This is a genomic window from Pradoshia sp. TA40_28 (assembly GCF_059694525.1).
This window is the reverse complement of the sequence record NZ_JCATZO010000002.1, coordinates 240,457-266,282: the sequence shown is the minus strand read 5'-3', so window position 1 is coordinate 266,282 and position 25,826 is coordinate 240,457. Positions and strand designations below refer to the sequence as shown.

Sequence of the window (25,826 nt, the reverse complement as noted above, 5' to 3'; positions counted from 1 at the left end):
CAAGATCAACCTGTTTATAGCTTTTCTTTTTTTAGACTGTCGTATTTTTTAAGTAAGGTTGATGTAATTGATGAAAAAAGTATTGCAAACAAACACTAATCAAAGATGTATCCTACGTATTAAAAAAATTTCATATATGGAGGGGACAAACTTGGAAATGGATTTAAAAACATTCCTAATAGAGGTACTTCAGATTCCTGAAGAAGAATTGTTACTTGGACTTGATCCGGCCTTTATTTTTACCTTAGAGGAGGATGAGTTACTTGAATGATATTTTTTTCAAAAGCATTGATGAAGTTTCGCTCTTGATCAGAAAAGGGGAATTGAGTCCAGTAGAATTAGCAAAACAGACTTTACAAAGAATCAAGAAGATTGATTCAAAGGTTAATGCATTTATTCGAGTACTAGAAGAAGATGCTCTGAAGCAAGCAGTAGTTTTAGAAGATGAATTAAGTAAGAAAGTCTATCGCGGACCGCTGCATGGTATTCCAATTGCTATTAAAGATATCTTTGAGACTAAAGGTCAGGTGACAACAGCAGGATCTAAGTTGTTTGCTGATTGGATTCCTGATAAGGATGCGACTGTCATTCGGAAGCTTAAAGACGCAGGGGCTTTAATTATAGGTAAGACAAATATGCATGAATTTTCGAGTGGTGGAACAAATGAAAATCCTCACTTCGGACCTACAAGAAATCCGTGGGATTTACGTAAAATACCAGGCGGGTCAAGTGGAGGTTCTTCTGCTGCAGTAGCTTCGGGTATGTGTTTTGGTACATTGGGTTCAGATATGGGTGGATCTATCCGTCTTCCAGCGTCGCATTGTGGAATTGTCGGAATCAAACCTACATATGGAAGAGTGAGTCGTTATGGAACCTGGCCTTTTAGTTTCTCGGCCGATCATATTGGAACAATGGCTCGGACCGTTAAAGACGCCGCATTGTTATTGCAAGCAATAGCAGGATATGACATGAATGACCCAACAACATCCAAAATGTCGGTTGATGTTACTCCAGAGATTGTTCCTCAACATCTTCGTGGAGTTGTTGTAGGGGTGTGCAAAGAGTATTTTTTTGAAAACTTACATCCGGAAGTACAACGACATGTAGAACTGGCGATTTTGAGATTGCAAAAAATGGGAGCTGAAATCCGAGAAGTATCAATTCCCTCCATTCGATTGGCACTCCCACATTTTGTTAACATGATTCGAACTGAATGGTATGCCGTTCATAAGCCGATTCTTAAAAAATATGCAGAGGCCTATGGGGAGGATCTGCAAAGTAGGTTTCCAGCGGCACAAAATATTTCTGCACAGCAGTATTGGGATGCACATAGGTTTCGTAAGGAATTTATAAGAGAATTTAAGGAGAAAACGAAATCTATCGATGTTTTAGTTTCTCCTACCATTTCAAATCCGCCTTTTGATATTGGCTCAATGACCATAGAAGAAAAAGAAAAAATCTTTGGTTGGTTTAAAACGCATATTTTTAACTTTACTGGTTTTCCAGCATTGTCAATACCTTGCGGGTTTTATTCTGATGGATTGCCCATAGGTTTACAGGTCATGGGTAAACCATTTATGGAAAAAGCACTGCTTACCATTGCTGCCAGTTATGAGCAGTTTGAACCTTGTTACAAACAATTAAGTTTGAATAAAGCATATATGAATTAATCGTATTGCATGAATTTTAAGTGAATTTGATTTTGACATTGTCTCTAGATCATGAAAGCTAGAGATTGTATCTCCAAGAGTGATTCTACATACTATTTCATTTCAGGCAGTTGAAAATAGATGAAAGGAGATGAATTAAAAATGAATAACATTAAGCCGGGGATTTGGGCAGGGTCAATTATTTTTGCAGTATCTCTATTTATGTTTATAGTGTCATTTCAATATTCGTATCTTAGCGCTATAGGACCAGGACCTGGATTTTTTCCGGTTTGGATAAGTGGAATACTTATCATTTTATCCATTTTGTATATTTATGAATCGATGAAAGGTAAAAATGAAAGCACAGAGGTCTGGCCAACAGGAGGTTCATTCAAGGGAATTTTGTTTATTATGATGAGTCTATTCCTGTTTGTTCTATTGTTCTCGTTATTTGGTTTCATTATTGCAGGGGTATTATTTATGTATCTTCTATTCTATAAAGGATATAAATGGTACATTAACTTATCCATGTCCGTTGGGATAACCTTCTTAATCTATTGGATGTTTAATTATTTATTAGATGTTCATTTACCTGCATATGGGATTCTATTTTAAAGGGGGGAAGGATTAATGGAATCATTATCACTGCTTTTACAAGGGTTTGAAACGGCCTTCACATGGTCGAATCTTCTTTATTGCTTTATTGGTGTAACGCTTGGGATGTTCATAGGTGTACTTCCTGGTCTTGGGCCCGTTTCCGGCACTTCACTTCTTATTCCTCTTACCTTTGGAATGGAGCCGGTATCAGCCATAATTATGCTGTCTGGAATCTTTTACGGGTCGATGTACGGTGGAACCATTACCTCAGTTTTAGTTAACGTGCCGGGAGAGGCTGCATCTGTCATTACGTGTATAGATGGTTATGAGTTAACGAAGCAGGGGCGTGCGGGTGCCGCTCTGGGAGTGGCAGCTATCGGTTCGTTTATTGGTGGTATTGTAGCCGTAACTGCTCTAACTTTTGTGGGACCAATTCTATCAAATTTTGCACTTAAGTTTGGTCCTCCCGAGTTCTTTTCTATCATGTTGCTAGGGGTTTTGTTGATCATCGCATTAATGGGGAAATCATTGGTTAGGGGGTTAATTGCCGCATTTGCTGGATTGTTGTTAGCTATGGTGGGACAAGACATGGTATCAGGGGAATTCCGTTTTACGTTCAACTCCATCGAATTGATGGACGGTATTGATTTTGCAGTAATGGCAATGGGGTTGTTTGGTATTTCTGAAATCTTACTGAATATAGAAAAACCCCGGGAAATCAAAAAGGCAGAAAAAGTCAGAGGTTTTCTTCCAAGACGGAAAGAGTTGGGCCCGACACTAAAGTCCGTTGGAAGGGGGACAGGCATAGGTATGATATTGGGTGTCATCCCTGGAGCAAACTCGATTATTGCCTCGTCATTCTCTTATATACTTGAGAAGAAGTTTGCAAAAGATCCCTCCCGCTTTGGGAAAGGAGCCATTGAGGGAGTTGCTGGTCCTGAAACGGCAAATAATGCGCATAGCGGGGCGGCACTAATTCCTTTATTTACCCTAGGACTTCCCAGTTCACCTACAATGGCGGTGATGTTAGGAGCATTCATCATGCATGGATTAACACCAGGTCCGGCATTATTTAACGAAAACCCAGATTTTATTTGGGGTCTTATTGCAAGTATGTTTATCGGGAATGTTTTGTTGCTGATTATGAACATTCCTTTAGTGAATGTCTGGGCAAAAATTGCTATGATTCCAAACAAATTATTATTTCCAATCATCTTGATGGTTGTTTTGGTTGGAACTTATAGTCTGAATGGAAGTCTATGGGATGTTACGATGATGCTGATCTTTGGAATGATTGGCTATATTCTAAAAAAATTAGATATACCAATGGCTGTCTTAATTGTTACATTCATATTAGGCTCGCAACTGGAGTCCTCCCTATTACAATCTCTTTCAATTTCCGAGGAAGGTTTCCTGATCTTGTTTAAGCGTCCTATATCAGCGACAATAATCAGTATTGCTTTACTTATTTTCGTACTTAGCATATATAGCGGAGTGAAAAATATGCGTGGAAAATTAGCTGATGATGTTGAAGTGTAATAGACGCAACTGATACCAAATGGCAGAAGTGGAGGGATTCCATATGAAGGTGAACTTATTAATAAACAATGAAGAAATTGCGACAGAACATTATTCGGACGCCAAGGATCCGGGCAGACTGAATGAAACCGTTGGGTATATTGCAAAAGGAAATGCTAACCATGTGGATCTTGCTGTCCAAGCTGCACATGGAGCTTTCCTATCTTGGAGGCATGTGCCACTAGAGAAAAGAATTTCTTTGTTGTTGAAATCAGCCAATGAAATTGAAAAGGAAGCCGCCTCTATTGCCTATGTAACAGCTAAGGAAAATGGTATCCTACTTGGCAGAACGATTGATGAAATCAAATTAGGATTAATGGATATAAGAAACTTAGCTGATTTGGCAATCATCGCTTTTGAGCAGCGGGTTATCGAAGATGACAGTGGCTGGGTTCAGGTAGCAAAAAAACCTATGGGGGTTATAGCTTGTATTGTTCCGTGGAACGCTCCCCTTATTTTGACTTTACAAAAAATAGTACCGATTTTAATTGCAGGCAATACGGTTGTCGTAAAACCATCACCAACGGCATCTATGGGTGTAAAATTATTATTGGAAACTATGGCGAGATTTTTTCCACCAGGAGTTATAAATATAGTTCTTGGTGAAGGCGAGGTAGGAAGTGCTTTAACCACACATCCTCTTGTACGCAAAATTTCATTTACGGGTGGAGGTGATACCGCTGTCACGGTAATGAAAGCGGCAGCGGATTCACTTAAAGGTATACATTTTGAATTAGGAGGTAATGATCCTGCCATTGTATTAGATGATGCAAATTTAGAAGAAGTTACCCCAAAAATTGTAGAAGCTGCTTTCAGAAGAACGGGGCAATTTTGTTTTGCAATCAAGCGCGTATATATCCCAAGCCATCTGTATGATGACTTTTACGAACGGGTTTGTAAACTGACTGATTCCTTTCAAATAGGCCATCAATTAAACGAAGAAGCAACCATGGGTCCTGTCAATAACAAACTTCAGCATCGAAGGATAAATGCATTGATTGAACAGCTGGAAAACAGCGGTGCAAATTTTGTCAAGCTGGGCAAGCGGTTGGAATCTGAAAATTGGGATAATGGATATTATATTCAGCCGGTCGTTGTTCGGGATGTTGATCCAAATGCCGATATTGTTGCCTGTGAACAATTTGGTCCTGTACTGCCCATAATACCATATCGTACAGAAGAGGAAGTAATTCGTTATGCCAATGATTCAGAATTTGGATTGGGTTCTTCAATATGGTCATCGGATTTTGAACATGCGTTGCGACTTGCTGATGAGGTTGAAGCAGGGATGACCTTCATTAACGGACACGGACAAACTCCCCTGGGTTCAAAGTATCTCCCATTTGGCGGTATTAAACAAAGCGGAATTGGCAGGGAGAAGTCCATTGAGGTGTTTGATGAATTTATTGAATACCATGGAATCAATTATCATAAGTAAGAAGTGCCAATGACTTCCCGAATTTTGGGGAGTCCTTTTTTATCCTAGAATTCATTTACCTTGGTGGTGAAGAGGTTGAATTTTTACATTATTATTCTTATGAATACGATACTTATCTCCACAATTACTGGGATAAAGCCTGTTGTTTCTTTATATTCCTATTCAATTGGATATTCTCCTCAAGAAATTAGCATGATCATTGCAGCTTCAGCTTTCTTCCCAGCTTTGTTAGCGTTTCGAATGGGGAAAATGATTGATCATTTTGGAACTAGGCCAATGATCATACTCGGTAATGTTATGCTAATTGTTGCTCTATGGTTAAGCATAATGTCTCCTTCTTTAATCATTTTTTTGGTTCAGCAGTCCATGGTCGGTATAGCTTCTACTTGTATAATGCTTTGTCTGCAAAAGCGAGTTGGAGGTATAGGAGGAAAAATCGATCAGATCGTGGCTAACTATAGTCTATCGGGATCGATGGGAGCTATGATTGGACCTGTAGTGAGCTCTTATATTTACGATGTTTATGGGTATCAATCCTGTGTTTGGTTTAATATTTCCATCATTAGTTTCGCTTTGGTCAGCGAGTTAGGGATGAGAAATGCAGATGGTGAGAACCAATCAACATTTAAGGACAACCAAGAGGTTGAATTGGTAAAAAGAGAATCCATCTGGTCGCTCATGCGTAATCGTGATTTGCGAAATGCGATTTTAATCGGAGCATTGCTATTCTCAAGCCGCGATTTATTTAATGTCTACTTTCCTCTTCTTGCCGAGAATATGGGCATTACTCCCACGATAACAGGAATCCTTCTCTCGGTTTGCGGACTGACCATGCTCGTTATTCGTTTTAGTCAAACTATACTCATTCGCTTCTATCGACGGATGACAATCCTTACTTGGTCGATCTATCTGACAGGCTTTATCTATCTTGTAGTCCCGTTTTCCTCTGGGGTGACATTGCTGTTTGTTTTGATTGGTCTATTAGGTGTGGGGCTTGGTCTTGGCCAACCGCTCAGTACGGCTGCAGTGTTAGAAGCAACTTTACCTGAGCGTCGCGGAGAGATATTAGGTGCTCAGATGGCAGTTAATCGCATAACACAATTTGCTATTCCTTTAATTTTTGGTGGAATAGGAGGTCTTGTTGGGGTTTCAACTATCTTCTGGGCAAGTGGATTGGTTCTTCTGATTTTTGGTTATCTTACACGTTCTGCTAGTGAGGAATCAGCAGACAAGTATAGGGGTCGCAACTTTTAAGAATGTTTTTCTTATCCCATATTTAAATCATATCGCAAGGCTATTAGATAGATATTAGTAATATATCTTATATGGTGTTAAATTCTAAATATAACAAATATTTAAAATATTATAATTTTATAACTTGGAGGAGATTATGAAAAGCTTAGTGTTACTAAAGCAAACATTTGACACAGAAGAGAAAATAGCCCTCACTAATGGAAAAGTGAGTGAAAGTAAAGTTACTTTTGTCATTAATCCTTATGATGAATATGCAGTCGAGGAGGCTGTTGCTATTAAGGAGAAACATGGTGGTGAAGTGACAGTTGTCACGATTGGTCCTTCCCGTGTAGAAAATGCTTTGCGCCATGCTTTGGCTATGGGAGCTGATAAGGGAATAATCGTGGAAGATGATGAATCGATTTGTGCTGACGAGTATACCATATCAAAAGTATTGGCTGCTATAGCAAAAAGAGAATCTTATGATCTGATTCTCGGTGGATATATGTCAGTAGATAATGGTGCAGCCCAGATAGGGCCACGCTTGGCAGAAGAAATGGGAATCGCGCAAATTACGACCATAACAAAATTAGTGGTAGAAAACGGAAATGTACTGGTGGAAAAAGACATGGAAGGAGATATCGAGACTATTGAGGTGCAATTACCTGTCCTAGTTACAGCCCAGCAAGGACTTAATGAACCCCGTTATCCATCTCTTCCTGGAATCATGAAGGCGAAGAAAAAAAAGGTGGAAAGAGTATCCTTTGCTGATCTTGGTCTGGATCTCAAAGAAATCGGGGAGAAAACAGAGATATTGGATTATTATCTGCCTCCTCAAAAAACAGCAGGAAAAATATTGGAAGGGGAATTGTCCCAACAGGTCACAGAGCTTGTGGAAGCACTAAGGTTTGAAGAGAAAGTGATTTAACTATGGTGGACGTCACAGCTTATTTTATAAGTAATAAAAAATTGAGGAGTGGACGGCATAGTGAGTAAAAATGTTTTGGTTGTAGCAGAAACAAGGGAAGGTAATTTAAGAAATGTCTCATTTGAAGCACTTGCAGCTGCCAAAAAAGTTGCTGCAGGAGGAAGAGTTACAGCTGTCTTATTTGGCAAAGGAGAAAAGGTATTTGAGGAGCAGTTGGCTCATCATGGAGCGGATCAAATATATCTATTGGCCAATGAGGAATTGAATGTGTACACCACAGATGCTTTCACTCAAGCTTTGACTCAAGTCATTAATTCAGAAAAGCCGGATGCCGTGTTGGTTGGTCATACAGCAATCGGAAGAGATTTTGCGCCGCGGGTCGCTGCTCGACTTGGACTTGGATTAATCTCAGATTGTACGGACATAGAAATCCAAGGGGATGAGATCGTATTTGTTCGTCCGATATACGCAGGAAAAGCGTTTCAAAAGAAAAGAGTAAAAGAAGGAATGATATTTGCTACTATTCGTCCGAATAATATTGAAAAAGACGAACCAGATACAAGCCGTTCGGCAGAAACAATAGATTTTAATATAGCGATTACTAATTTACGTACAATCATTAAAGATGTCGTAAAAAAGACGACAGGAAGCATCGATTTGACCGAGGCAAAAATTATCATCTCGGGAGGTCGGGGAGTCAAAAATTCAGAGGGATTCCAGCCTCTTTATGAATTAGCAAAGGTTTTGGGAGCGGCTGTAGGTGCATCCAGAGCAGCATGTGATGCTGGCTATTGCGATTATTCAATGCAGATTGGTCAGACTGGGAAAGTTGTCACACCTGATTTATACATTGCTTGCGGCATTTCAGGTGCAGTTCAACATTTAGCAGGGATGTCCAATTCCAAAATTATCGTGGCAATTAACAAAGATCCAGAAGCACCAATTTTTAAAGTGGCCGATTATGGCATCGTTGGGGATCTGTTTGAGGTAGTGCCGTTATTAACGGAAGAATTCAGCAAAGTTTCTGTTTGAAACGAAAAAGAAAGGAGGAGCGAAATTGACAAACATATTATCAGGCATTACGGTCATTGATATTACACAAAACGTTGCAGGTCCATTTTGTTCACAAATGTTAGGTGATTTAGGAGCAAAGGTTATTAAAATTGAGCGTCCAACCACGGGAGACGATACTCGCCATTGGCATCCGCCTCTATGGGGAGAGGAATCATCCACTTTTCTGGCTTTAAACCGTAATAAAAAGAGTCTTTGTATTGACCTTAATCATCCAGAGGGGCAGAAAATTGTTCACGAGCTATGCGAGAAAGCAGATATCTTTATCCATAGTTTAAAGCCAGGCAGCGAAGAAACACGTGGACTAGGCTATGAAAAGTTATCTGAGATCAATCCATCGCTCATTTATGCAGCAATCAGTGCTTTTGGGGATAAGGGAAAGATGAAAAACAAACCAGGGTATGACCCGCTCATACAAGCCTACAGCGGGATTATGGGATTGACAGGCAACCCGGGAGATGATCCTGCTCGTGTTGGTGTATCGATTGTTGACATGGCAACTGGCATGTGGTCACTGATTGGAATACTGAGTGCGCTACATCATCGCAACGAAACAGGCAAAGGATGTAAGGTGGCGAACAGTCTTCTCGAAACTGGGGTATCTTGGATTACCTTGCAACTGTCTACCTATATGGCATCAGGGAAACTTCCTAAAAAGATGGGTACAGGCATGGCAACGACAGCACCTTATGAGGCTTTTAAAGCGAAAGGGGATGAATGGGCTATTATAGCGGCAGGTAATGATCGCTTGTTCAAAAATTTGTGTATAGCAATTAAGATTCCAGAGTTGGTTGATGATCCAAGATTCGAAACAAATTCAGCAAGGGTGCAAAATCGTCAAGAGCTTCATAGGATCATAGAAGAAGTTACTTTGGGCTACGAGTTGGAAGATCTTGTACGTCTAATGGAAGATTTCAATGTACCTAGTTCACCAATTAATACATTAGATCGTGTCTTAGAAGACGAACAAGTGAATGCACTAGATTTGATTAAATCAATCGAAGGCTTTAGGGTTCCAGATTTCAGAATTGTCGATCTTCCATTCAGAATCAATGAAGAACGGGGGGATCTGCAGTCGTTACCGCCTTTACTAGGTCAGCATACAGAAGAGATTCTCACAACGCTTAATTATTCGAAGGAAGAAATGGAAGAATTAAAGAGTAAAAGTATCGTAGGTTAAAGGAGCTAAAAGCATGGGATTGCCACAAAGTGTCGCATTATATGAGGTAGGTCCTCGGGAAGGTTTTCAATCGGAAGACAAACAGATTACTACAGAAGATAAGATTAAACTTATTAATGCACTTAATCAGACCGGGCTTACAAGTATTGAGGTTACATCGTTTGTCAGTCCGAAATGGGTACCGCAAATGGCAGATGCCGAATCTTTGCTTGCTAGTATTGAGCGAGTTCAGGGAGTGTCCTATCGTGCCGCTTACTTGAATCTAAAAGGATTGGAAAGAGCGTTGCAAAATAATGTTACCTTGGATGGAAACTTAGTTTTATCAGCAAGTGATACCTTTTCCAAGAGGAATATGAATAAATCAACAAACGAAATGTTGAATGCGCTTACAAATTGGATTGAAGCTTATCAAAAAGCGGAGATACCGGTAAAGCAGATGGGATTTATGGCGTCCTTTGGATGCAACTTTGAAGGATATATCTATTTAGATCATTTGCTCAGTCTTATGGGCAAAGTGATGGCTTTAGCTGAATCACACGGCGAGCGAATTCAGAAGGTGAAGCTAGCGGATACGATGGGTTGGGCTAATCCGGAACAGATCAAGCAAACAATCAGCGCTATTCAAGATAAGTGGCCAGAACTCACTATTCATCTACATTTGCATGATACTCGCGGTCTCGGTCTAGCAAATGTCTATGCAGCACTCCAAGAGGGGGTGTGGGAATTTGATACAGCGATTGCAGGACTCGGAGGATGTCCATTTGCCGCCGTGAAAGGAGCTCCCGGCAATATTTCCACTGAGGATGTCGCGTTTATGTGTGAAGAAATGGGCATCGATACGGGACTGGATTTAGAACTTTTAGTCAAATGCGCAAAAATGAGTGAGCATTTAGTCGGTCGAGAGCTGCCTGGTCATCTCTCAAAAGGTGGGGTGCTCTCAGGTATTAGACCGCATCCATGGAAGCAGGCACAAGGCTTATTGAAGGATTAATAATAAATGAAATATACAATATGGAGGGTTTAAAGTATGGATTTTGAATTTACAGACTTTCAAAATGATATTCGAATGGGTGTAAGGGGAGTTTGTTCTAAGTTTGATTTAGATTACTGGAGGAAATCTCATGAGGAAGGTACATATCCAGTAGAATTTGTAACAGCGATGAGCGAAGCTGGATGGTTAGGGGCACTTATTCCAGAAGAGTATGGGGGCTCAGGTCTTGGTTTTACGGAAGGAGCAATTATATTGGAAGAAATTAATCGTTCCGGAGGCAATGCCAATCAGGTCCATGCTCAAATGTACACGTTGGGGGCGGTTCTTAGACACGGCACGGAGGAACAAAAACGCAAATATTTGCCGCAAATTGCTGAAGGTTCTTTGAGATTGCAGACATTTGCTGTAACGGAACCGGATGCAGGTACGGATACGACGAAAATCAAAACGTCTGCTGTGAAAAAGGGTGACCGCTATATCATTAACGGGCAAAAAATATTTATCTCCCGTTTTAACAATACGGATTTAATGCTACTTCTCGCGCGTACAACACCACTAGAACAAGTGCAAAAGAAAACTCACGGTATTAGCTTGTTCCTGATTGATTTAAGAGAAATCAAGGATGGCCTTGAAGCGACAAAGATTTCGACCATGCTTGGTGGTGATACGAGTCAATTGTTTTTCAACGATCTTGAAGTATCTGAAGATTGTCTTATTGGTGAAGAAGGCAGAGGACTATACTGTGTGATGGACGGTATGGTCGCAGAAAGGATTCTTGTATCAGGCTCTGCGCTGGGAAACGGTAAGTGGTTTATTGATCAAGCGGTCAGATATGCGAAGGAGCGAATTGTATTTAATCGCCCAATTGGTCAAAATCAGGGGATACAATTCCCAATTGCAAAGGCCTATATAGAACTTCAGGCTGCAGAAGCTCTGATGTATAAGGCTTCTACGAAGTTTGACAATAATCAGCCTGCTGGTGCAGAAGCAAACATGGCAAAATATCTTTGCTCTGAAGCTGCTTATGATGCAGCAGAAGCTTGTATGCAAACGCATGGCGGTTATGCAGCAGCCAATGAATACCATATAAATCGCAAGTGGATGCAAGCGAGAATGATGAAAATTGCGCCGATATCTTCCAATTTAATCTTAAGCTATGTTGGCCAACATGTTCTGGAATTGCCAAGATCGTACTAAGCAAGTTTTTCAAAGGAGGAATGTACTATGGAGATGGTAAGACAGTCATCCTACGAAATGCTGAAAGTTGAATTTAAAGGGAGTAACAAGGAAATCATGCTTGTCATCCTCAATCGGCCTGAAGTGATGAATGCAATGAACACAAAGATGCTGGAGGAGCGCCTTACACTGTTCCGTGAACAGGCATACAATGAGGATTTGCGGTGTGTAATCATAACTGGTGCTGGCGATAGAGCTTTCAGCGCTGGGGGAGATTTAAAAGAACGTAACGGAATGAACGATAATACATGGAGGCGTCAGCATCACATCATTGAAGATTTAGTACTGTTGACTCGGGATTTTCCGGTTCCTGTCATTGCTGCAGTCGAAGGTTATGCTCTTGCTGGCGGATGTGAAATGGCATTGTCAGCGGATTTTATTATAGCATCAGAAACAGCCCAATTTGGGTTATCGGAAGCACTTAGGGGAATCTTGCCGGGAGGCGGTGGTTTGCAAAATCTGACACGGGCAATCGGGGTCAGAAGAGCCAAGGAACTAATCTATACAGGGAGAAGAATTGATGCGCAGTTAGCGTATGAATGGGGGATGGTAAACCGAGTAGTTCCAAAAGGAAAGGCGTTGGATACAGCTTTAGAATTAGCAGTAACGATAACCGCTAGTGCACCAATGGCAGTAAGGGCGGCGAAAACTTCGATTAACAGAGGTTCGGAAACTGATTACAATACCGCCTATGCTTTGGATATTGCCACATATAACCAACTGGTATCTTCTGAAGATCGTTTAGAGGGAGTGGCAGCTTTTAATGAAAAGCGTAAACCAGATTGGAAAAATCGATAGCATGTTTATGATAAGGCTCGTGACCTTTATTACTGAAACAAACTATCAGAACCTTCCTCAGGAGGTGGTGTTAACAGCGAAACAAGCAATTCTAGATACGATTGGGGTTGCGTTAGCCGGATGGAATGAACCTGCTGTAGAAATAGCCAAAAAGGTATATGCTTCGCAGGTAAATGAACATGGAGGCGTCTCTTCTCTTTGGGGGGATTCACTAAAGGTAGAATGTGATAAAGCAGCCATTATTAATGGAACAGCTTCGCATGTTTTAGATTATGATGATGCTTCCTCTGGCGTCGTTATCCATCCAAGCGCACCAATCCTTTCAGCAGTAATCCCTTTAGCCGAAAAAATTGGAGCCACAGGTAAAGAGGTCATCACTGCCTATGCTGTTGGAACAGAAGTGATGGTCCGTATTGGTCAGGTAATGGGAATAAGACATTATATTCTTGGTTGGCATGCGACTGATACATTAGGCACCCTAGGGGCATCTGCTGCTTGTTCCTACTTGTTGCATCTTAATGCAGAACAATGTGCGAATGCAATTGCTATCGCAGCATCAATGGCTGGTGGATTGCGGAAAAATTTTGGTTCTATGACCAAACCCCTCCATGTGGGATTATCGGCATCCCATGGCATTCAGGCGGCAGAGCTTGCCAAATGTGATTTTACAGGGAACATCGAAATTTTTGGAGAACATGGCTTTTTCACAGCGTTTAGCGGAGGAGCTGAACAACAAGAGCTCGATTATGCGATAAACGCCATCCGATTTGGCGAACCTTTTGATATCTTAACAGGACTGTCAGTTAAGAAGTTTCCTTGTTGCTTTGGGACACACCGTTTTATCCAAGGAACACTGGATCTTAGAGAGGAGCATCATTTGCATCTTGAAGATATTCAAGAAATTGTGCTACGAGCACAATCGAGAAGCTTCTTACCGCTTGTGCATTCCCGTCCAGTGACAGGGCTACAGGGAAAGTTCAGTGCCGAATATACCGTCCTTGCAGCCATAAACGATGGGGATATCGGGTTGAGTAGCTTTGAAGATGAGAAAGTGCAACGTAGAAAAATTCAGGAGTTACTGCCATCAGTTAAATTATTGGAATTGCAAGAAACAATCCAGGACAAGCAAAGCAACAAGTTATTGCCGATAGAAATCCAAATCAGGACAAAGAGCGGTAAGACATTTGATAAAACAGTCTTACATGCTCCGGGATCTCTAGAGAAACCCCTAAATGAAAAAGAGTATCGCGAAAAGTGGAAAAGTTGCTTAATACATTTTTCTTCTGCGACTTCGAATAATAGCAATATTGAACAAATTGCGGATGTGCTGTATGAGCAAGGATTGCAAATTGACTCGTACACATGCTTTGGTGAATGGATTAATGATATCCGCAAGCAATTTAATAACGATAATCCAAAACAAGTGATTTGATTCATAGCTGAATCAAAAGGAAGGGGGCATCCAATGAAAATTGCCTTATTTAACGATAATCGAATCGGTGTTGTCGAAGGCAAGAATGTGATTGATATTACGGAATTAACTTCTTGGAATAGCGAAGAGCCACAGAATTCCTTAATAAAGTTCATGGCAGGATTTGAAGAGTTGAAGCCTATTATTGAAGCAGGCTGTGGGTCATGTCCTTTATATCAGGTATCTGATGTAGTCCTGCATGCTCCCGTTCCTAATCCAAGCAAGATTGTAGCTGCGCCAATTAATTATATCCTTCATAAAGAAGAGATGAATACAGCTCTCACCGTTGATAGATTAGGCTTTTTCTTGAAAGCGCCATCATCTATTATCGGACCAAATCAAACAGTACAACTGCCATTCAGAGACCGGAGAGTAGATCATGAAGCAGAAATTGCTTTTGTAGTTGGTCGGAAAGCTAAGGATGTTTTGGCGGAGGATGCGCACAAGTACATCTTCGGATATCTCGCATTACTGGATATTACTGTGCGAGGAAAGGAAGATAGGCCATGGAGGAAATCCTTTGACACGTTTACCCCGATAGGTCCTTGGATTGTGACGAGTGATGAAGTGGATAATCCGAATCAATTGCAAATGGACCTGTGGGTCAATGATGAAATCAGACAATCTGCCAACACGCAAGACCTCATTTATGATTGTTATAAATTTTTTGAGGCGGCTTCACGCGTCATGACACTCCTTCCGGGGGACATAGTTACTACCGGTACACCAGAGGGAGTGGCACCGATTAGCAAAGGAGATACCGTTTGCATACAGATTGAACGAATCGGAAAGTTTTCCGTAAAAGTCGATTATAAACCAGGCATTTAATTAAAACTAATTTGAAAGTGGGGAATTAATATGTCAGAACACAAAGCTAAAAAAGAATGGACACCGGAGTTATTGGGTTTCCATCAGGAATTAAAGGATAAGAATATGGGTCCATTATGGGCTTCCGTTTTTAGTTCATCTCAGCCAGAGCCACGAGCGGTTCCGTATTTGTGGAAAAAGAAGGAGATACTGGCCATGCTAGACAAAGCAAAGGAACTGTTGGAGGTAGGAACAGGTTCTATTGACCGTAGGGCTATTTATTTAGTCAATCCCGGTATGAAACATTTAGAGCCGCATGGATGGGGAGGGGCAACGCAAACATTGTATGCTGCTGTTCAAGCCCTTAATCCAGGAGAAGTTGCACCATCTCATCGCCATATGACTTCCGCATTGCGGTTTATCATGGAAGGCCACGGAGCGTCCGGTATCGTAAATGGAACGAAATATTTTTTTGAACCGGGTGACTACGTTATCACACCAGAATGGTGCTGGCACGATCACGTGAATGAAGGGGATGAAACAGTATTGTGGATGGACTGTTTAGATATTCCTTTCACCTCAGCCTTGACTTGTTCATTTTTTGAAATGTATCCCGAGGAGCAACAACCGGTTGAGAATCCCGTCGATTATGGGAACAAGCGTTATGCAGGTGGGATGGTCAGACCAATTTCGGATCGTAAGCCTTCAGCTGCACCGCTTGGACGCTATACATGGGATTTGACGAAAAAAGCGATTGATGGACAGAGTGAGTTAGAAGCCGATCCATTCGATGGCTTCGCTGTGGAATATATTAATCCCTCTACTGGCAAAGATGCAAACGGAAGAATTGGTGCCAGAATGCAGAAGCTGCCAGTTTCATTTAAAGGAAAGGCACATCGCCATGTGCACAGCGCGGTGTATCATGTGCATAAAGGAAAAGGATATACAGTGATGAACGGTGTCCGTTTTGATTGGGAAGCAGGCGACTATTTTGCACTCCCGGCTTGGACATTGCATGAGCACGTGAATACATCAGAGGCAGAAGAAGCATTTTTGTTCTCAACAAATGATTTGCCGATTATGGAAGTATTTGGGTTTGAAAGAGAAGAAGGGTATGAAGAAAATGATGGACATCAAGAAGTTACATCAGTTTTTGAGCCTGAATATGCGGTTACTAGCAAGTAGAATAATAGAATTTAAAAGTAAATAAACGTACGGGGTGATCAAATTGGGGCAAGAACATAAAGAGGTTATCATTGTCGGTGGTGGTATTGGAGGGTTGGCTACTGCTTATGGAATTGCAAAATTAGGGAAGAAGGTTATGGTGATTGAGCAAGCGCCTGAATTTGGTGAGGTTGGTGCCGGTTTACAAGTAGGTCCTAATGGTCTGCGGGCATTAGATTCGTTGGGTGTTCTAGAAGAAGTCTATAAGTTTGCAGTATTTCCTCGCCGTCATGTGTTCATGGATGCCTTGTCCGGCAAGGAGCTTTCGGCCGTTTATTTTGGGGAGTCATTTCGTGAGCGCTATGGGTATCCGTATATTGTTATTCATCGTTCTGATTTGCATGGTGTTTTATTGAGGGCTTGTCAAGCGTTAGGTGATATTACATTCCTAAGCAATCACCGATTGGATTACATTGAGGAATCAGCAGATTATGTAGAATTACATTGTGAAAATGGCGCGGTATTCCAAGCAGAAACCGTTATAGGAGCAGATGGAATACGCTCAAAAGCACGAAACCTGTTAAGCAACGATGATCCTGTCATTTCGCAATATGTGGCTTACCGCTTTACCGTGCCAATGGAGGAAATGAAAATCAATATTGATTGGGATGAGAAATTAACGTGGATTGGTCCTGGCATCCATTTAGTCCAGTATCCAGTTCGCCATAAAAGTGTTATTAATCAAGTCGCAGTATTTAAAAGTTACAACTATACCGAGAATTCTGATGACTGGGGTACAGCTGATGAGCTACATGATATGTTTGGTGAGTGCTGCTCGACCATTAAAGAATCATTGAAATTCGCTGAACGAGGGTTAGTCTCAAAGTTATTTGATATTGAACCGCTTGAAAAATGGTCAACAAATCGTGTTACTCTGCTAGGGGACAGTGCTCATGCAATGCTTCAATATTTAGCGCAAGGGGCTTGCCAGGCTCTCGAGGATGCTGTCTGTTTAACAGACAAAATGCGTGCTAACAGTTCGAATTTTGCTAGAGCATTTGATGAATATCAACAAGAACGTATTCCACGGACCGCTCAGGTACAACGCGGAGCACGCACTTGGGGAGAAATAAAACATACTGGAGATCCAGTTACTCAGCTTTTACGCAATACCATTATGTTGAATCGTGAAGAAAATGATTATCAATATATAGATTGGCTGTACAAGGAAAGAGCAGGAGTCCATGTTAGATAGAAAAGAGAATTTAAATCTCGAAGGCTATAACCAACAGGATGTAGCCTTTGAGTCTGTCCCTTGAATGGGATCATTGAGTACAGAGCTCTTATTAGTCAAAAAATACAATGATTAGAGGCGTGGTTATACATGGGTGTAAAAAAGGATAAGAGGCCCTTAGAAGGGATTCGTATTCTCGATCTATCAACTGTTATAGCTGCTCCATATGGAGCGACCCTTTTGGGTGATTTTGGGGCTGAAGTTATCAAAATTGAAATGCCAGGCAAAGGGGACCCATTGCGGAATTTAGGACCTTATCTTGATGGTGAAGGATTAAGATGGCCTGGTATGTCACGTAATAAAAAATCCCTTACCTTAGATTTACACCAGGAAGAAGGGAAGGAAATTCTGAGAGAGCTAGCCAGGAAATCTGATATCATCATTGAAAACTTTAGGACAGGAACCCTTGAAAGATGGGAGATTGGCTATGAAGATTTGAAAAGGGTTAATCCTAATTTGATCATGATTAGAGTAACTGGATATGGTCAGACAGGTCCTTATGCACATAAAGCTGGCTTCGGGACACCGGCTACAGCCTTTAGTGGGTTTACGTATTTGCACGGATACCCTGATCGTGCTCCAATCAGTCCTTCCTTTTCATTGACTGATTATGTAACTGGAATCTATGTAGCGTTTGCAGCTGTGACCGCCATGTATTACAGGGATTGTCAAGGAGGAGGCTCTGTGTCTGGTCAGTATGTAGATATCAGTTTATATGAATCGATGTTTCGAATGATGGAGTTTTTAGTGACTGAGTATGACCAAACAGGCAGAGTTAAGGAAAGATCTCCTGGATTGAGCGGTCATTCTGCACCAGCCGGGAACTTTCTAACAAAGGATGATCAGTGGATAATTTTAGTGACTAGTTCTGACAAAACTTTTGAGCGTTTAGCTAAAGCTATGAATCGCGAAGATATGCTGACTGATGTACGGTATCATACGAACTCAGTCCGTTTAGCCCGATTTGATGAAGTCAATGGGATTGTTGCTGATTGGGTGGCAACAAAATCTACAGATGAGCTGCAGCATCTGCTAGATGACTGCGGGGTTCCGATGAGTCGAATTTACAGTATCAAGGATATATTCGAAGATCCGCAGTATCAGGCAAGGGAAAATATTGTAGAAGTAAATCACCCTCGACTGGGCAAAGTTAAAATCCCAGGAGTTATTCCCAAGTTCTCAGAAACACCTGGTTCGATTAACCAGATTGCCCCTGACTTAGGTGAACATACCGATGAAATTTTAAAAGATATATTGGAGTTAGACGAAGATAAAATTGCTAGATTAAAAGATAAAAATGTAATCTGAAGGAGGGAACCGATTGGCGACTAAAGCAGAGGTAATAATTACTGAGGTGTGTCCAAGGGACGGGTTTCAAAGCATCAAAGAATGGATTTCCACGGAGAAAAAAGTCGAAATAATTAATCAATTCATAGATTGCGGATTTCCGCAGATTGAGGTCTCGTCTTTTGTTCACCCAAAGGCAATTCCACAATTGAAAGATGCGGATGAGGTTCTAAAGCGAATTAAACGGTCGAAACAGGTTAAACTACGTGCTCTTGTCCCAAATGCACGAGGATTGGAAAGGGCCATTGAAGCAGGAGTGGACAAAGTTAAGCTAATGCTTTCCGCTTCTGATTCCCACAGTATTAGCAATGCTAACTGTAATACGGAAGAAGCTATTCAGAAATTTGAACCGCTCGTCGATCTTGCGGCAAAGAGTAATATGAAATTATCAGGCTCAATCTCAGTTGCCTTTGGATGCCCTTATGAAGGGGAGATCCCGATTGAACGTTTGCTGATGATCTGCGAAAGGTATCGTTCGCTGGGAATTGAAGAGATTTCATTGGCGGATACAACCGGCATGGCAAACCCTGTAAAAGTCAAAAACTATATTCGAAAACTGACGAGGAGATTTCCTGGGTTCACCTTCTCGCTTCACCTTCATAATACACGAGGTATGGCATTTGCCAACGCTGTGGCCGGATGGGAGGAGGGGATTGTTCATTTTGATAGCTCAGCTGGAGGGTTAGGAGGATGCCCGTATGCGCCAGGAGCAAGCGGTAACATCGCTTCAGAGGACTTAATTCATGGCTTTGAAGAAATGGGGATTCGTACCGGAATATCCTTAAACAGCGTGTTAGAGTCAGCAAAGGATTTACAACATATTCTTCCAGGCTATGTAGATAGCTTTCTCCTGAAAGCAGGCAGATGCTCAGATTTATCCTCAAGACCAAAAAGTCAGCAAAAGATTGAAATCTAGTAAGGGGAAAAGGGGTATTAAGGTTGTATAGGCAAATATTAAGTACTAGTTATGGGCAGGTTTGGATCAATAGTCTCCAATCATTGGGACAGAGCGGGCTGGTGAATATTGATAAATTGCCTTATTCGATAAAAATATTACTAGAATCATTGATACGGAATCATAGCCAGTTAGGAATGACAGAAAATGATGTGTTTGGGGTTATTTCGAGAATAGCTGCCAACAAACCCGTTGATATGCCGTTTGTACCTACACGCGTTATTATGCAGGATGCTTCCGGTATCCCAGCATTAATTGACTTTGTATCGCTTCGTCAGCGGTTGGCTGAGGAAGGAATAAAACCGAATAGCATTAATCCCGCTATCCCCGTTGATTTGGTCATTGATCACTCAGTTCAGGTTGATTATTTTGGTTCGGCAACAGCTTTTTCAAACAACCTCCATATGGAATACGAACGTAATAAGGAAAGATATGAATTTTTAAAGTGGGCTCAACAATCAATCACGGGATTACGTGTAATTCCGCCGGGCAATGGCATTATCCATCAAGTCAATTTGGAGTATTTGACTGCAGTCGTCCAACTAATCTCTAATGATCAAGAAAGGATTGCTTATCCCGAAATCTTAATTGGCACAGACTCTCATACGACAATGGTGAATGCATTGGGCGTACTTGGTTGGGGGGTTGGGGGCATAGAAGCAGAAGCAGCCATGTTAGGGATCAACGTGAGTATGCCATTACCAGAAGTAGTGGGGGTTGAAATTAGCGGACAATTAACTGAAGGGGTTACGGCAACGGATGTTGCCTTGACGATGACACAGATTCTCCGAGAACATAATGTAGTAGGAAAAATTGTTGAATTTTTTGGTCCAGGGTTAAAGGCTCTTTCTCTGCCAGATCGGGCGACTATTTCGAATATGGCACCTGAATATGGGGCGACTAGTGGCTTCTTTCCTGTAGATGAGGAGACATTAAAATTTTTGCGTATGACAGGGAAAGGGAATGAGGAACTGGACCTCATAGAGTGCTATTGCAAAGAACAAGGGTTGTTCTATACTCAAGATGACAAAGAGAGAGTTTATCCGGACTTCATAGAATTTGATTTAAGGTCTGTAAAGGTGAGTGTTTCAGGTCCGAAGAATCCAAAAGAACGAAGACAGCTTTGCGAAGTTCGAGAATCATTCCCAAAACCTCTACTTGCAACTGAACGTAATAAAACAAAAAATACAACGCTGAAAGATGGCTCCATCGTGATTGCTGCTATAACAAGCTGTACAAATACATCAAATCCCATAAACATGATAGGTGCCGGGATACTAGCGAAGAAAGCTTTGGAACTTGGTTTAACCATTCCTGAAACAATTCAAACAAGTTTGGCACCTGGGTCAAAGGCTGTTACTGGATATTTGCGTAAAGCAGGGTTGCTTTCTTATTTAGAGAAGCTTGGTTTTTATCAGGTGGGATACGGCTGTGCTGTCTGTGTCGGCAATAGCGGCAAATTGAATTTGGATGTAGAAAAAGCAATTCAAGAACATGATCTAACGGTGGCTGCTGTATTAAGCGGAAATCGTAATTTTGAGGGACGTATTCATTCCTTGGTCAAAGCCAACTATTTAGCTTCGCCTCCGTTAGTTATTGCATATGCCATAGCAGGTACTATGAATATTAATTTGGAGATTGAACCGTTGGGCTGGTCTGCATCAGGAAAAGAAGTATATTTAAAAGATATTTGGCCTAGTGCCGAGGAGATTGCGGCCGTAATAAATTCAAAAATTTCTTCCGATGTGTTTCAAGAAGCATATGAAAATATATTTAAGGGTGACGAGAGATGGAATGAACTAGAGTATGAATATAGCTCCGTTTTTAAATGGAATAAAGAATCTACTTATATAAAAGCATCTCCCTTCTTTGCAGTGGAGAAAAATGATGAACCAACAGCCAATATTCAAAAAGCTAGGGTACTCTTGATGTTAGGTGATTCAATCACAACAGATCATATCTCTCCTGTTGGTCGTATTCAAAAAAATAGTCCGGCTGGAAATTATCTTGTTGAGCAAGGGATAGACCCTGTTGATTTTAATTCTTATGGTTCTCGCAGAGGGAATCATGAAGTTCTTGTTCGAGGTACGTTTGCCCATCCTTGGATTAAGAATAAACTACTCGATAAGGAAGGAGGGTATACAAACCATTTACCGAGTATGGAGTCTTTAGATGTCTATTCTGCAGCAATGAAATATAAGCAAGCAAAAACACCTCTTATTGTCTTAGCTGGTAAAGAATATGGAACAGGAAGTGCGAGAGATTGGGCGGCTAAGGGGACGCAGCTCCTTGGAATCAAGGCAGTTGTCGCAGAGAGCTTTGAAAGAATACATCGCAGTAACTTGGTTATGATGGGTGTTTTGCCCCTTCAATTTATGAATGGAGAAAGTTATGAAACCTTGAACTTGAATGGCTTTGAGACATATTCCTTTATTGGCTTGGACCAACAGCTCTTCCCACGCCAAAATATAAGTGTGAAAGTGGAAAAAAACGATGGTTCTAGTTATATATTTCAAACATTGTTGCGATTGGATACCAGGATGGAGATAGAGATATATTTACGTAAGGGTATTTTTCAAAGCATCCTTAATCAATGGAGAGAAAGAAAATTGTTACAATCAAAACTCTAAAATACAGGGTAAATAAGAATTAAACTTTTTACACAGAGACATAAATTCTTTTAACCACCCTTTTTATACACTATGGACCAAATATTTATATAATTACAACACCTTTTATTCATTTAAAGTCACAACAAAAAATGCTGTATTGTTTTGTGTGATGATCCATTGAGTAAGTTGGCGCTTAATCTATTGGATTATAAGCAGTCTTGTTTTTCTATTAGGTCATTTCTGATCAACTTTCGCTTCTAAAAGGATGCCACCACTTCATATAGTTAGAGTAAGTATATGAAGAGGAGTGGCCGAAATGAAGCTGAGTGAATTAAGCGGAAAAGAGATTGTAGATATTAAAAAAGCAGAGCGATTAGGAGTGTTGGGCCAGACAGACTTGGAGATAGATGAATTAACCGGTCAAATTACCGCACTCTTAATCCCATCGGGAAAATGGTTTGGATTTAGAAAAAATGGAAATGAAGTCCGTGTCCCGTGGAGTCATATACAAAAAATAGGTACGGATATGATTATCATAGATATCCCTAACGAAAATACAATAAATGATTTCTAAAAAAACGCCAAGGGCGTTTTTTTGTTGATTTCGTTTTTATCACGTATGCCATCTTCTGTTCATACTATGAGAGTGGATGAATTGATCTTTAAAAAATAAAGAAGGTGAAAATCTTCCATGCTCACAGGAATGAATATTGCTGTTCTCGGAGGAGATGCCAGGCAGCTTGAAGTGATTCGAAAATTAACCGAGTTGGATGCAAAGGTGTATTTAACAGGGTTTGAACAATTAGCACATGCTTACACAGGAGCAGTTAAGGAAAGTCTGGAAGATTTGCCTGTGAAAGAACTGGATGCCATCATTTTACCTGTTCCAGGGACAAATGTGGAAGGGAAGCTGGATACTATTTTTTCGAACAGGGAGATTGTTCTGACAGAAGCTTTTTTAAAGGAAACCCCGGAACATTGCACAATTTACTCGGGGATAAGCAATGATTATTTAACAAATATAACGAAGCTGGCAAACCGTAAATTGGTCCAACTATTTGAACGGGATGATGTAGCCATTTACAATTCGATTCCCACCGTTGAAGGCACGATTATGATGGCAATTCAGCATACAGATTTTACGATACATGGGTCTAATGTGATTGTCCTTGGATTGGGGAGAGTGGGGATGAGTGTGGCACGTGCTTTTCATGGACTTGGAGCTAAAGTTCATGTGGGTGCCCGTAAATCAGAACATATAGCCAGAATAGCAGAAATGGGGCTGACTCCTTTTCATTTATCTAAATTAGAGTCAGTTGTTGAGAATGTAGATATTTGTATAAATACTGTGCCTCACAAGATTGTTACGGCCGTAATCATCTCAAAAATGCCTACAAGAACATTGATTATCGATTTAGCCTCGAAACCGGGTGGAACTGACTTCAGATATGCAGAAAAACGTGGAATTAAAGCGATATTAGCGCCTGGATTACCTGGGATTGTGGCACCTAAAACAGCTGGCCAAATTATAGCTAATGTCCTGGCTCAATTACTTTTGGATGATCTGGGAAATGGAAAGGAGACATAAGGATGGATGTTAAGGGGTTGAGAATAGGTATTGGATTAACTGGATCACATTGTACGTATGATGAAGTTTATCCTGAAATCGAAAAACTGGTTCACGCAGGAGCAGAAGTTGTTCCAGTTGTCAGTTATACGGTTAAAAATACGGATACGAGATTTGGCAAGGGTGAGGATTGGATAACAAAAATTGAAAAACTGACAAACAGAAAAGTGATTGATACGATTGTCGATGCAGAGCCATTAGGACCAAAATATCCATTGGACTGTATGGTAATCGCCCCCTTGACTGGTGTTTCGATGAGTAAATTTGCAAATGCACAAAATGATTCACCAGTCCTTATGGCAGCTAAAGCAACCATTAGAAATCATCGCCCAGTTGTACTCGGTATTTCAACAAATGATGCGCTTGGTTTAAATGGTGTAAATTTAATGAGACTGCTAAGTACTAAAGATATATTCTTTATTCCATTTGGTCAGGATGACCCCATAAAAAAACCAAATTCCATGGTGGCTAAAATGGAGAGTTTATTAGAGACGGTGGAATATGCTCTTGAAGCAAAACAAATCCAGCCTATTATCATTGAAAGATACAGAGATTAATGTGGATGATTTAAAAAAATGACATCTTGTGATATATTTTAAAGAAGAATATATTCATTGTTCTGAAAAGAATGTTGCTCCTTTTTATAAATATATATAAGAATAATTTTTACAACATTTCTAATTTTTTGTGGCAGTTTACATTAAAATAAATATTGGAATTTATAGGAGGGGGAAACATCCATGAATGAAAAAAAATTGCATGTAGCTGTAGTGGGTGCTACTGGGGCTGTAGGACAGCAAATGATTGAAACACTACAAAAAAGGGAATTCCCTGTAGGGAAAATAAGCCTATTATCCTCTTCTCGTTCTGCTGGTAAACAAGTTGAATTTAACGGTGAGATCGTTACGATACAGGAAGCAAAGCCAGAGAGCTTTGAAGGGGTCGATATCGCTCTGTTCAGTGCTGGCGGCAGTATATCAAAAGCACTAGCACCTGAAGCAGTTAAAAGAGGTGCCATCGTTGTTGATAATACAAGTGCATTTCGTATGGACGAGAATGTACCGCTTGTCGTTCCTGAAGTAAATGAAGAAGATCTTCATAAGCATCAGGGGATCATTGCGAATCCAAACTGTTCGACTATTCAAATGGTTGCAGCACTTGAACCAATTAGAAAAGCCCATGGACTTAAAAAAATTATTGTTTCCACCTATCAGGCTGTATCTGGTGCTGGTGCAGCCGCTGTTGAGGAATTAAATAGGCAAGCAGGCGATATTTTAGCCGGTAAGGCTGTTAATCCATCTATACTACCTGTTAAAGGTGCAGAAAAACATTATCAGATTGCTTTTAATGCCATTCCTCAGATAGATGTCTTTGAAGATAATGGCTATACGTATGAAGAAATGAAAATGATTAATGAAACAAAAAAAATAATGCATATGCCTTCTCTTCAAGTTGCTGCTACATGTGTCCGCCTTCCTATTGCGGTGGGTCATTCTGAATCAGTGTATTTTGAAATTGAAAGCGAAGGCGTCAGTGCTGAACAAGTAAAAGGATTATTAATGGATGCTCCTGGAGTTGTCCTTCAAGATGATCCTGCTAATCAGGTGTATCCAATGCCTGCAGACTGTGTAGGGAAAAATGAAGTTTTTGTAGGAAGAGTAAGGAAGGATTTGGACGAAGATAGCGGCTTCCATATGTGGGTTGTTTCAGATAACCTATTAAAAGGGGCTGCCTGGAATTCTGTCCAGATAGCGGAGAGTCTTGTTCGATTAGGACTTGTATAAGTAAGCACATATAGAGGATATTCCGGCCTTCTTATTTTCTTATAATATGAAGGCCAATTTTGGGGT

22 protein-coding genes are annotated in these 25,826 nt (G+C 40.7%); all 22 read left to right on the top strand.

The annotated features are described in order from the left end of the window. The first annotated feature begins 263 nt into the window (after window positions 1-263). Entirely contained in the window at window positions 264-1,670 is a 1,407-nt protein-coding gene (locus tag AC58NB_RS03310; RefSeq protein ID WP_497425396.1) for an amidase, read from the top strand. A gap of 141 nt (window positions 1,671-1,811) precedes the next feature. Continuing rightward, on the top strand, window positions 1,812-2,264 hold the full coding sequence (locus AC58NB_RS03305) for a tripartite tricarboxylate transporter TctB family protein (RefSeq protein ID WP_497425395.1): 453 nt from the start codon (window positions 1,812-1,814) through the stop codon (window positions 2,262-2,264). Window positions 2,265-2,279: 15 nt separating this feature from the next. Further along, on the top strand, window positions 2,280-3,785 hold the full coding sequence (locus tag AC58NB_RS03300) for a tripartite tricarboxylate transporter permease (RefSeq protein ID WP_497425394.1): 1,506 nt from the start codon (window positions 2,280-2,282) through the stop codon (window positions 3,783-3,785). Window positions 3,786-3,804: 19 nt separating this feature from the next. Then, the gene (locus tag AC58NB_RS03295; RefSeq protein WP_497425393.1) at window positions 3,805-5,262 is read left to right on the top strand and encodes an aldehyde dehydrogenase family protein; all 1,458 of its coding nucleotides are present in this window, start codon (window positions 3,805-3,807) and stop codon (window positions 5,260-5,262) included. 99 nt (window positions 5,263-5,361) lie between these two features. Next, the gene (locus AC58NB_RS03290; RefSeq protein WP_497425392.1) at window positions 5,362-6,516 is read left to right on the top strand and encodes an MFS transporter; all 1,155 of its coding nucleotides are present in this window, start codon (window positions 5,362-5,364) and stop codon (window positions 6,514-6,516) included. 136 nt (window positions 6,517-6,652) lie between these two features. Further along, window positions 6,653-7,423 carry an electron transfer flavoprotein subunit beta/FixA family protein gene (locus AC58NB_RS03285; RefSeq protein WP_497425391.1) on the top strand — a complete coding sequence of 257 codons (771 nt, stop codon included), beginning with the start codon at window positions 6,653-6,655 and terminating at the stop codon, window positions 7,421-7,423. 60 nt (window positions 7,424-7,483) lie between these two features. Next, window positions 7,484-8,455, top strand: a complete 972-nt coding sequence (locus tag AC58NB_RS03280; protein WP_497425390.1) for an electron transfer flavoprotein subunit alpha/FixB family protein — start codon at window positions 7,484-7,486, stop codon at window positions 8,453-8,455. A gap of 25 nt (window positions 8,456-8,480) precedes the next feature. Beyond that, window positions 8,481-9,674, top strand: coding sequence for a CaiB/BaiF CoA transferase family protein (locus AC58NB_RS03275; RefSeq protein WP_497425389.1), 1,194 nt, complete (start codon window positions 8,481-8,483; stop codon window positions 9,672-9,674). Window positions 9,675-9,687: 13 nt separating this feature from the next. Continuing rightward, window positions 9,688-10,665, top strand: a complete 978-nt coding sequence (locus AC58NB_RS03270) for a hydroxymethylglutaryl-CoA lyase (protein WP_497425388.1) — start codon at window positions 9,688-9,690, stop codon at window positions 10,663-10,665. A gap of 36 nt (window positions 10,666-10,701) precedes the next feature. Then, window positions 10,702-11,862 (top strand): acyl-CoA dehydrogenase family protein, encoded by a 1,161-nt coding sequence (locus AC58NB_RS03265; protein WP_497425387.1) that lies wholly within the window; start codon window positions 10,702-10,704, stop codon window positions 11,860-11,862. A gap of 27 nt (window positions 11,863-11,889) precedes the next feature. Continuing rightward, window positions 11,890-12,699, top strand: a complete 810-nt coding sequence (locus AC58NB_RS03260) for an enoyl-CoA hydratase/isomerase family protein (RefSeq protein ID WP_497425386.1) — start codon at window positions 11,890-11,892, stop codon at window positions 12,697-12,699. Then, a complete protein-coding gene (locus tag AC58NB_RS03255) occupies window positions 12,665-14,131 on the top strand; it encodes an MmgE/PrpD family protein (RefSeq protein ID WP_497425385.1) in 1,467 nt (488 codons plus the stop codon). The genes AC58NB_RS03260 and AC58NB_RS03255 overlap by 35 nt, the downstream gene beginning before the upstream one ends. A gap of 33 nt (window positions 14,132-14,164) precedes the next feature. Further along, on the top strand, window positions 14,165-14,998 hold the full coding sequence (locus AC58NB_RS03250; protein ID WP_497425384.1) for a fumarylacetoacetate hydrolase family protein: 834 nt from the start codon (window positions 14,165-14,167) through the stop codon (window positions 14,996-14,998). A gap of 30 nt (window positions 14,999-15,028) precedes the next feature. After that, a complete protein-coding gene (locus AC58NB_RS03245) occupies window positions 15,029-16,162 on the top strand; it encodes a cupin domain-containing protein (RefSeq protein WP_497425383.1) in 1,134 nt (377 codons plus the stop codon). A 43-nt stretch (window positions 16,163-16,205) separates the two neighbouring features. Continuing rightward, window positions 16,206-17,396 (top strand): FAD-dependent monooxygenase, encoded by a 1,191-nt coding sequence (locus AC58NB_RS03240; protein ID WP_497425382.1) that lies wholly within the window; start codon window positions 16,206-16,208, stop codon window positions 17,394-17,396. A 129-nt stretch (window positions 17,397-17,525) separates the two neighbouring features. Further along, on the top strand, window positions 17,526-18,743 hold the full coding sequence (locus AC58NB_RS03235; RefSeq protein WP_497425381.1) for a CaiB/BaiF CoA transferase family protein: 1,218 nt from the start codon (window positions 17,526-17,528) through the stop codon (window positions 18,741-18,743). Between the two features lie 13 nt (window positions 18,744-18,756). Beyond that, window positions 18,757-19,698 (top strand): hydroxymethylglutaryl-CoA lyase, encoded by a 942-nt coding sequence (locus AC58NB_RS03230; protein WP_497425380.1) that lies wholly within the window; start codon window positions 18,757-18,759, stop codon window positions 19,696-19,698. A 23-nt stretch (window positions 19,699-19,721) separates the two neighbouring features. Beyond that, window positions 19,722-22,367, top strand: coding sequence for an aconitate hydratase AcnA (gene acnA / locus AC58NB_RS03225; protein WP_497425379.1), 2,646 nt, complete (start codon window positions 19,722-19,724; stop codon window positions 22,365-22,367). A 298-nt stretch (window positions 22,368-22,665) separates the two neighbouring features. After that, window positions 22,666-22,923 (top strand): YlmC/YmxH family sporulation protein, encoded by a 258-nt coding sequence (locus AC58NB_RS03220; RefSeq protein WP_497425378.1) that lies wholly within the window; start codon window positions 22,666-22,668, stop codon window positions 22,921-22,923. A 117-nt stretch (window positions 22,924-23,040) separates the two neighbouring features. Then, a complete protein-coding gene (dpaA, locus tag AC58NB_RS03215) occupies window positions 23,041-23,937 on the top strand; it encodes a dipicolinic acid synthetase subunit A (RefSeq protein ID WP_497425377.1) in 897 nt (298 codons plus the stop codon). Between the two features lie 2 nt (window positions 23,938-23,939). Next, entirely contained in the window at window positions 23,940-24,533 is a 594-nt protein-coding gene (gene dpaB / locus AC58NB_RS03210; RefSeq protein ID WP_497425376.1) for a dipicolinate synthase subunit B, read from the top strand. Window positions 24,534-24,716: 183 nt separating this feature from the next. Beyond that, the gene (gene asd / locus AC58NB_RS03205; RefSeq protein WP_497425375.1) at window positions 24,717-25,760 is read left to right on the top strand and encodes an aspartate-semialdehyde dehydrogenase; all 1,044 of its coding nucleotides are present in this window, start codon (window positions 24,717-24,719) and stop codon (window positions 25,758-25,760) included. The last annotated feature ends 66 nt before the right edge of the window (window positions 25,761-25,826 follow it).

What these genes read in the sequence shown, in the direction of transcription:
- AC58NB_RS03250 (WP_497425384.1), top strand. Translation starts at nt 14,165, where the DNA reads ATGAAAATTGCCTTATTTAACGATAATCGAATCGGTGTTGTCGAAGGC.
- dpaB (WP_497425376.1), top strand. Translation starts at nt 23,940, where the DNA reads ATGGATGTTAAGGGGTTGAGAATAGGTATTGGATTAACTGGATCACAT.
- AC58NB_RS03260 (WP_497425386.1), top strand. Translation starts at nt 11,890, where the DNA reads ATGGAGATGGTAAGACAGTCATCCTACGAAATGCTGAAAGTTGAATTT.
- AC58NB_RS03300 (WP_497425394.1), top strand. Translation starts at nt 2,280, where the DNA reads ATGGAATCATTATCACTGCTTTTACAAGGGTTTGAAACGGCCTTCACA.
- AC58NB_RS03255 (WP_497425385.1), top strand. Translation starts at nt 12,665, where the DNA reads ATGAAAAGCGTAAACCAGATTGGAAAAATCGATAGCATGTTTATGATA.
- AC58NB_RS03305 (WP_497425395.1), top strand. Translation starts at nt 1,812, where the DNA reads ATGAATAACATTAAGCCGGGGATTTGGGCAGGGTCAATTATTTTTGCA.
- AC58NB_RS03245 (WP_497425383.1), top strand. Translation starts at nt 15,029, where the DNA reads ATGTCAGAACACAAAGCTAAAAAAGAATGGACACCGGAGTTATTGGGT.
- AC58NB_RS03290 (WP_497425392.1), top strand. Translation starts at nt 5,362, where the DNA reads ATGAATACGATACTTATCTCCACAATTACTGGGATAAAGCCTGTTGTT.
- AC58NB_RS03220 (WP_497425378.1), top strand. Translation starts at nt 22,666, where the DNA reads ATGAAGCTGAGTGAATTAAGCGGAAAAGAGATTGTAGATATTAAAAAA.
- AC58NB_RS03235 (WP_497425381.1), top strand. Translation starts at nt 17,526, where the DNA reads ATGGGTGTAAAAAAGGATAAGAGGCCCTTAGAAGGGATTCGTATTCTC.
- dpaA (WP_497425377.1), top strand. Translation starts at nt 23,041, where the DNA reads ATGCTCACAGGAATGAATATTGCTGTTCTCGGAGGAGATGCCAGGCAG.
- AC58NB_RS03285 (WP_497425391.1), top strand. Translation starts at nt 6,653, where the DNA reads ATGAAAAGCTTAGTGTTACTAAAGCAAACATTTGACACAGAAGAGAAA.
- AC58NB_RS03265 (WP_497425387.1), top strand. Translation starts at nt 10,702, where the DNA reads ATGGATTTTGAATTTACAGACTTTCAAAATGATATTCGAATGGGTGTA.
- AC58NB_RS03295 (WP_497425393.1), top strand. Translation starts at nt 3,805, where the DNA reads ATGGCAGAAGTGGAGGGATTCCATATGAAGGTGAACTTATTAATAAAC.
- asd (WP_497425375.1), top strand. Translation starts at nt 24,717, where the DNA reads ATGAATGAAAAAAAATTGCATGTAGCTGTAGTGGGTGCTACTGGGGCT.
- AC58NB_RS03270 (WP_497425388.1), top strand. Translation starts at nt 9,688, where the DNA reads ATGGGATTGCCACAAAGTGTCGCATTATATGAGGTAGGTCCTCGGGAA.